7 protein-coding genes are annotated in these 7,592 nt (G+C 65.1%); 3 read left to right on the top strand and 4 right to left on the bottom strand.

From position 1 onward, the window contains the following. Window positions 1–47: 47 nt before the first annotated feature. Window positions 48–179, bottom strand: coding sequence for a hypothetical protein (locus tag BFN01_RS15795; RefSeq protein WP_256221065.1), 132 nt, complete (start codon window positions 177–179; stop codon window positions 48–50). A gap of 132 nt (window positions 180–311) precedes the next feature. On the opposite strand from BFN01_RS15795, the gene BFN01_RS07110 reads away from it, so the two are divergent. After that, entirely contained in the window at window positions 312–644 is a 333-nt protein-coding gene (locus tag BFN01_RS07110; protein WP_071643038.1) for a cupin domain-containing protein, read from the top strand. Window positions 645–689: 45 nt separating this feature from the next. Beyond that, a complete protein-coding gene (locus BFN01_RS07105; protein ID WP_071643036.1) occupies window positions 690–1,061 on the top strand; it encodes a non-heme iron oxygenase ferredoxin subunit in 372 nt (123 codons plus the stop codon). Window positions 1,062–1,358: 297 nt separating this feature from the next. Here BFN01_RS07105 and BFN01_RS07100 read toward each other — a convergent pair whose 3' ends face one another. Both BFN01_RS07100 and BFN01_RS07095 read right to left on the bottom strand, forming a co-directional pair. Next, window positions 1,359–1,871: a hemerythrin domain-containing protein gene (locus BFN01_RS07100; protein ID WP_083428694.1), complete on the bottom strand. Its 513-nt coding sequence runs from the start codon at window positions 1,869–1,871 to the stop codon at window positions 1,359–1,361. Between the two features lie 217 nt (window positions 1,872–2,088). Continuing rightward, window positions 2,089–2,478 (bottom strand): helix-turn-helix transcriptional regulator, encoded by a 390-nt coding sequence (locus BFN01_RS07095; RefSeq protein WP_143187193.1) that lies wholly within the window; start codon window positions 2,476–2,478, stop codon window positions 2,089–2,091. 79 nt (window positions 2,479–2,557) lie between these two features. Here BFN01_RS07095 and BFN01_RS07090 point away from each other — a divergent pair, with 79 nt between their 5' ends. Continuing rightward, complete coding sequence (locus tag BFN01_RS07090) at window positions 2,558–4,600, top strand: heavy metal translocating P-type ATPase (RefSeq protein ID WP_256221064.1); 2,043 nt, start codon at window positions 2,558–2,560, stop codon at window positions 4,598–4,600. Between the two features lie 88 nt (window positions 4,601–4,688). On the opposite strand, the gene BFN01_RS07085 is transcribed toward BFN01_RS07090, so the two are convergent. Beyond that, entirely contained in the window at window positions 4,689–6,962 is a 2,274-nt protein-coding gene (locus tag BFN01_RS07085) for a DUF3488 and transglutaminase-like domain-containing protein (protein WP_071643029.1), read from the bottom strand. Between the last annotated feature and the right edge of the window lie 630 nt (window positions 6,963–7,592).

Here is a 7,592-nt window from a genome sequence, read left to right as displayed (position 1 = left end):
TCGTTATTCTACGTATCTTCGTTACGTCTATTCAATTTGCTCATCCATTAGTATTTTTTTTTTTTTAGATGTGTATAAGAGACAGCCATGGGGCCGTCGGTGGTCAGCACATCAAGAAGACGCCGGCGCGATGATGCCGAGAGCGCAGCATGCCGCGCTCCATCCTGGGAGCCAGTCATCCTGGTATTTTAGAGGATGATGATGCGTGTAACTCCTCGACGTGCTGAGATCGTGGCTAGCAGTCGACACTGCTGCGCCGGATAGTCCGACGATGCGGCCACCGACAGTCCATCCCGAACGGAAGAGGCTCCGTGCAAAAAGTATCCCTACCAGCGTTGATGCGCCACCAATTGGAGATCGCCAGAAACGCGTCAAGCGGGCGCAGCGGCCATACCATTTACGGCGGCCACGAACATATCCTTCGACAAACGATGATCGCGCTGCGTGCCGGCTCAGAGCTTCACGAGCATGAGAACCCGGGCGAAGCGACCGTACAGGTGCTCCATGGACGAGTGACCCTCATTGGTCACGACGCCAGCTGGAACGGTTCGCCTGGTGACCTGATGTTCATACCTGATGCCCCGCACGGGCTGGAAGCAGTCGAAGACTCAGTGGTGGTCTTGACAGTGGCGAAACGGCTATGAGCCTGCCCGTCACCACTGCCCATAACGTTCGGAAGGAAGTTCAGAATGGCTCTTGAGGACCAGCCGACCGGAGCGGCATCCAACGAGGATGAGGACTTGGGCTGGGTTAAAGCCGGCGCGGCGCTGATTCTCGACGACGAGTCGGCGGTACACCTTGATATCGGTGGCCATGGCCTCTGCATTGCGCGCAGCCTGGGCAAAATCCACGCGATCCGTGACGAATGCACCCACGGTCAGGTAGCGCTGTCCGAAGGTTACGTAGAGAGCGGCTACGTCGAGTGCTGGATGCACGGCTCCCAGTTCGACCTGACTACAGGAGTCCCTACAGGCCCACCAGCGACCGAACCAGTCGCGGTGTACCCAATCCGCGTTGACGGTGACAACATCGAGGTTCGTCTGCCCATCTCGGACGACTGAGACCGCGGGGCGCCCGAACCGAACCGCCCACGTTTGTGCTGAGCGGATCAACTCCATCGATGGATGGTTTTCGTGGGTCTCTCGACGGCCAGTTCGCTGCGGTGGACGGCCACCATTGCACCGAGCGGCCAGGATGAGATCCCCAGCAAGCAGCGAAGTGCGTGGCCTTGCAGCCGTGCGGGCGGGCGCATGGGAGCAGGCGGCGATGCGCCGGGCGTTCGCGGCCTCGTCGCAGCACGAGCACGAGTTCTTCCGAACGCCGAGGCGGCAGGCTCTCTAAGCAGGTGTCGCCCGCGGTCAGAAGTAGGTGAAGTGGGAGTCGTAGTCGGTTGCCATCCGAACGATCATGCGGTCGAGAAGGGCTGACACGTCCACGCCCGCCTCTCTGAGTGTCGGCAGGATGATGGTGTCCTCCTTCTCCATCCGCAGAGCGAAGAGCACGACGAGGGCGCGGGACGATAGGGCGGCTTCCATGACGGTGTCGGCCTTCTCGATCTGCTCGACCAGATTCAGAAGGCACCGATGATCGAGTTCGAGCGCGTCGACGAGACTGTGCGCGCCGGCCTCGCGTACGGCCTCGTACAGTACGCGTTCCTCGCTCTCCAGGTGGGCCAGGACATCACCGCGAAGGAACGCCACGAGGGCCGAGCGGGCAGACGCGTCGTCATGGTCGGCACCTACGGTGCCGGTCAGGTCATCCGCGCGCTGAACCAGCGTTGACCACAGACCGGCGTGGTGGTCGGGTTGGTCTCTGGGCACACCGCCGGGGTTGTCGGTGTCGGCGGGGCCGTTCTCCTCTTTTTGACTCATATCTAGTATTTACAGGAATTACTGTAAAAACACAAGGGTTCGAGGTGCTCTTCTCGGGCACGCCCTGGCGCTCGAGATCGGCGACTGGCACCGCTTCAGCGGGAACACCATCGGCGCCGGTTTCGCACTCGTGCCCGGTCGAGTCGCGTTGCATCACAAGAAGAACTACCGTGCGCGCGCGGTCATGCAAGCCCGCTCATCAGTAACAGGGTCCGCCTCATGAATCCGGGTGGCCGTTCGCGAGTGCCGGGGCGATGGATCGAGCTAGCGGGTCGTCAGGCGGAGTGGGGAGGTGCTCAATGTGCCCGACAGCCTCGTCGAGCAATTCGACGACGTGCTTGTCGAACAGGGCGTAGTAGATGTGGCGTCCTCGGCGGTCGCCGGCCACCAGGCTCAGGTGGCGGAGCACTCGCAGGTGGTTGGAGACCGTTGTCTGACCGAGTGCGAGCCGCGCGGTCAGTTCGGTCACGGTGATGGCCCCACCGCGCAGCGCACTCAGGATGCGCAAGCGCACAGGCGACGCGAGTGCCTGCATGAGCTCCGCCAGGCGGTCGGCGTCTGCTTCGCTCAGCAGCTCATCCCGGTGTACCGAAGCCGAAGTCTTCATGCCGACCATTCTGCCCGAGCAGTCGGAGATCACAGCGGAAATATCTATACATCACAATATTGTGATGTATGCTCCTTTCATGAGCACTACAGTCACGACATCGACGGCAGCAAAGTCAGACGAGCCATCGCACGGATCGTCGCGCATTGAGCTGTGGTTTGCGATTGCCGCCGGAATCACTTATGCCGCAGGAATGTTGGCCGAGTTCGCGTTCGGGCTGCCCTTGGTGGGTCTGCCACTGGTCTTCTTCCTGGCCACGTATTTCTTCGGTGGGTACTTCACCATCCGCGGTGCGATTGCCTCCACCCGCCAGGGCAGGTTCGAGGTCGACTTCCTGATGCTGGTTGCCGCGATCGGCGCGGCCGCGATCGGCAAATGGGCAGAAGGCGCGGTGCTCCTGTTCTTGTTCAGCCTCGGGCACGCCCTCGAGGAATACGCACTGAGTCGGGCGAGCAAGTCGATCGAGGGGCTCGCCGAACTGGCACCCCGCACGGCGCTGGTGCGCCGTGACGGTGGTGAGCCGGTGGAGGTCCCCGTCGAGCAGATCAACGTGGGCGACGTTGTCGTCGTGCGGCCGAACTCCCGGATCCCCTCCGATGGTTTCGTCGTCTCGGGCGTCTCGGCCGTCGATCAGTCCGCCGTCACCGGAGAGTCGATCCCGGTCGAGAAATCGCCGGTTGACGACCCTGCCCGGGCCTTGCGGATGGCTGACACTCTCCCGGCTGCCAATCGTGTGTTCGCGGGCACCGTCAACGGTCCCGGTGCACTGGAGATCGAGGTCACTGCGACTTCTGCGGACTCGACGCTCAGCAAGGTGATCGAGATGGTCCGGACCGCCGACCAAGCGAAGTCGCCGACCCAGCAGTTCATTGACCGGTTCCAGCGCTGGTATGTGCCCGCCGTCATCCTCGGTGTCGCAGCGACATTGGGCGTCGCTCTTGCCTTCTTCGGAGAATCATTCCCTGAAGCGTTCTACCTCGCCATGACGGTGCTTGTCGCGGCAAGCCCTTGCGCGCTCGCGATCGCGACGCCGAGCGCCGTGCTTGCCGGTGTCGCTCGCGCCGCCCGAGCGGGTGTCCTCGTCAAGGGAGGCGCGCCGCTGGAGACACTCGGGCGTGTCAAGATCATGGCATTCGATAAGACCGGAACGCTGACCTGGGGCCAGCCGCGGGTCACGTCGATCGAACCCGCCGAGGGTGAGGTCGGCGGCCAGCTGGTGCCGACCCTCGTCGCGGTGGAGTCGCTCAGCGACCATCCCCTCGCCATCGCCATCCTTCGCGACCTGACTCCCCAACTGGGTGGCACGGCGCTGCCCGAAGTCACCGACATCACAGCGGTCGTCGGACGGGGCGTGCGAGCGACGGCCGACGGCGACGTCGTAGAGGTCGGCAACCTGCGCATGTTCGAAGAACAAGGCCTCGCCCTACCCGAGTCGCTGAAAGCCGCCTACGACCGAGCGCTCGATGCGGGCCAGACGATCATGATCGTCCGCCGTGGTGACCGATTCCTGGGGATCGTCGGCGTGATGGATGCCGCCCGTGCGGAGTCCGGTCAAGTATTGCGGGCGCTTCGGACGGCCGGCGTGAAAGAACTCGTCATGATCTCCGGAGACAATCAGCGCGTCGCCGACGCCATCGGACGCGAGGTCGGGGTCGACACCGCACTCGGCGAGCTCCTGCCCGAAGACAAGGTGACCCAGATCACGCTGCTGGCCGAGCGGGAGCGGCCGATCGCGATGGTCGGCGACGGGGTGAACGACGCGCCCGCTATGGCTCGCGCTGACGTGGGAATCGCGATGGGGGCGGCTGGGTCCACGGTGGCCCTCGAAACCTGCGATATCGCACTCATGAGCGACGACCTCGGGCGCGTGCCGTTCGCGGTGCGATTGAGCCGCGCAACAAGCCGGATCATCCGTCAGAACCTCATTGCGAGCCTCGCGGTTGTCGCCCTCCTGATCATCGCCACTTTTGCCGGACTCAACATCGGCGCGGTCGTGCTGATCCACGAGGGTTCGACTCTCGTCGTTGTGGCGAACGCTCTGAGGCTGCTCAACTTCGAGCGCGGCAAGGAACATCACGGCATCGATCACGAGGATGCGCCACCACGCCCCGCGAAGAATTGAACGCCCCGCTGCCGACGATGGCGAAGGGGATAAAAGGTGCCTCGGCACGACAGATCAACTCACTCATCGGTGAGGCATGCCCATGCGGTCACCGAGCGCGGGCGGTTGCGCCGGAACCGGCGTAGACGCTGCCCGGCCGCACGATCAGCGAACGCGGTACCAGGATCGCCGCAATCCGCCGGGAGTTGCTGACCGACCCGAGCATGCCGCTACGGACGCTGATTGCGGCATCCGCCATCGCACCGCCCTGCCAGAACGCGTGATTGCTACCCGGTGCGTAGCTGGCCCGTTCGATCGCGCCGATGAGCTGGCCCACCTCGGCGGCCGGGGCGCCGTGCTCCCGGACAAGGCGGGTGCCAAGCGCGCGGGCCGTCTCGTTCGCCGGCACGTCGATGCCTAGGTCGATCGCGGCGTCCTGAACCGCGCGCCACGCCGCGGCCGCATCACCGCTGCGGGCGGCCGTGAGTAGCTGCCGGCGCAGCAGTTCACGGATGAGGGCGGGAATAGCGAGAGCGAACATGATGCCGAGGATCACGGCCAGTGACGGCAGCAAGTTCACTGCCGCCGGGACGGCTCCCGCTTCACTGCCGTTCTGACCTCCATCCAGCTCTTCGGGGGACAGTTCCGGGCTGAGGGAGGAAGACGCGCTGGGCGACGGCGTTGCGTCGGGCGCGTCGTCCGCCGCGCCGGGAGTGGAACCGGCCGGAGAATACGACGTCGGGATTCCGAGCCCATTCGTCGGCTCGAACGGGACCCAGCCGATCCCCTCGAACAGCACCTCCGGCCACGCATGCAACTGGTCGCTCGAGACTGAGTAGACCGTTTCGCCTTCTATCGCGTCGCTCGTGGCACTTCCCGGCAGGTAACCAACCACGATGCGGCTGGGCATCCCGAGCGTGCGGGCCATCAGCGCGAACGCGGACGCGAAATGGATGCAGTAGCCTTCGCGGACCTCGAGGAACTTCGCCACTGCCTGAGCACCCGACCCGTCAAACCCGTCCTCGACGGGCGCGTCGAGCGAGTAGCGGAACTCCGAGCCGCGGAACCACGCCTGCAAAGCGACAAGGGCGTCGTAGTCGTTCGTCGTGCTCGCGGTGACCTCCGCCGCGAGCTGGGTGATGATCGGATCGAGGTCTGGCGGCAAAGCACTGATCGCATCCCGCTCCTCAGCGTCTCGGGCCGACCGTGCGCGGATCTGCTCGAGAGTGGGCCGAGGCACCTGGGTGATGACCTCGTAGTTCTGGCCCTGCGTAGTACCGGCCTGACTGAGCACCGTGCGGTTATAGGGGACGGCCGACCAACTTCCCTCGAGTCCATTGACCGCGATCGCGGGGTAGGGGACCAGCAGCCAGGGCGACGCGAGGTCGAGCACCTCCACCGTTGTCACGTACTCGGTGAGCCGGATCTCCTCGTCCACGACGACGCCGCCCAAAGCCTCGTCGCTGTCGAGGCTCACCGTGCGCGCGCGGTCGGGCTCCCAGACGTCCCCGTCGAACCGCGAGAGTGTGGTGGCACGCAGATAGGGCGCGGTCGGCGCATTGCTCCGCACGTACATGACCTCCACCTCACGCGGGCGCCGCAGGTCGTCGCCCAACTGCAGCGTGGCATCGATGCCCGGGCCACCACCGATCGTGCCCGCTCCGGCGCGCGCGACGGGCTGGGGGAGCAGCGGCACGGCGACCAGGGTGACCACCACCGCGATGGCACCGATGCCGAGGGCGGTCGCCGGGACGCCGGCAGTTCGGGTGGCCTCGCGCCCTTGAGGTTCCTCTCGCGAGGGGGTGTCGGTGCGCATCAGGGACAAGATCGCCGCGGCCAGCAGCACGAAGGCCATGACATCGACGTCGCCGGGTACGACGATCGAGGGGATGAGCGAGACGGCGATGAGGCTGATTGCTGCCAGGAGCGGCATCCGAGCGGTCAGAACGAGGTGGTTGACGAGGATCGTGAGCAGGCCAGTGCCGCCCACGATGAGCATTGATAACGCCAGGCTCGCATCGAGCGGCGCCGCTCCGCCGGCGATCTCCTCGCCGGCGGTTGACAGCAGTCCGGGCAGCACGCGGACCGTCTCGGGCGTGGGGATCACCCACAGCAGTGCCGTATCGCGCAGGAAGACGAGCATCACGAAGCTGACCCATACGGATGCCTCGATGAGGCCTGCGGCGACGGCCGGCAGCCGGTACCAGCGGACGATGAAACCGGCGGCCAGGACCGCGACGGCGAGCACGATGGCACCGACCAGCCAGCTGCTGGGCCGGACGACACGCATCAGTGGAAGCAGCGCCGCGAATACCCCGACCAGCACACCGATGGTCCCTGTCAGATCCGCGCCGCGCCGAGCCGGACGCTCATCGGACAGCATGGCCACTCCGCTCCCGTGAACGGCCCGGACACCGTGGACAGCGTCGCGCCGTTACTGTCGATGACAGCCCCAACGGTGACGAGGACGTTCTCGGGGACAGGAGCGAATCCGTCAGCCGATAAGGCCCGTCGCCGTCGTGCCTGACATCCGTCGTCGAGATGGCAACCAATAAAACCTCGCGGATCGGCGCCAGAGGGCGTCATGGTCCATCCTTCGATCGTATCCTTCCCGCCACACCGCGGGACCGAAAAGTAGCCGTCCACGGGTGTTGATCTGAGGGATCAGTTCTCGCCCGGCATCCTGCAGCGTGTGGACTCTGGGTCAGCACGCGGTCGGGCGGCGCCGTGACAAAATCGTTACATTCGGGTATCGTTGAAGAGTCCAGAAGCGAACCTCGCTGTCGGACTGCCCCGGTGGATTGCCTTATCGGCTCGTCGTCACGGGGTCAACCGCGCATCGTGCCCGAACACTGAGCGCCGACGAGCCAGCACCCCCTTTCGGGGTGCGGAGGCGCCGGAGGAAAGCTTGGCTGAACAGAACCCCCCGTCCGTGCACCAGCGGCCAGCCGTGACAACCGAACTCACCCGACAGAACGAACGGGCTGTTGCGTCCCCTCCCGGCGGCGCACGG

The sequence above is a fragment of the Microbacterium sp. AR7-10 genome (genome assembly GCF_001878835.1).
Classification (GTDB): Bacteria; Actinomycetota; Actinomycetes; order Actinomycetales; family Microbacteriaceae; genus Microbacterium; species Microbacterium commune.
The sequence above is the reverse complement of the archived record's forward strand: the minus strand, read 5'-3'. Positions and strand labels throughout refer to the sequence as shown.

Excerpts from the sequence above, each read along its gene's own strand:
- BFN01_RS15795 (WP_256221065.1), bottom strand. The coding sequence starts at position 179 with ATGACTGGCTCCCAGGATGGAGCGCGGCATGCTGCGCTCTCGGCATCA.
- BFN01_RS07095 (WP_143187193.1), bottom strand. The coding sequence starts at position 2,478 with ATGAAGACTTCGGCTTCGGTACACCGGGATGAGCTGCTGAGCGAAGCA.
- BFN01_RS07105 (WP_071643036.1), top strand. The coding sequence starts at position 690 with ATGGCTCTTGAGGACCAGCCGACCGGAGCGGCATCCAACGAGGATGAG.
- BFN01_RS07085 (WP_071643029.1), bottom strand. The coding sequence starts at position 6,962 with ATGCTGTCCGATGAGCGTCCGGCTCGGCGCGGCGCGGATCTGACAGGG.
- BFN01_RS07090 (WP_256221064.1), top strand. The coding sequence starts at position 2,558 with ATGAGCACTACAGTCACGACATCGACGGCAGCAAAGTCAGACGAGCCA.
- BFN01_RS07100 (WP_083428694.1), bottom strand. The coding sequence starts at position 1,871 with ATGAGTCAAAAAGAGGAGAACGGCCCCGCCGACACCGACAACCCCGGC.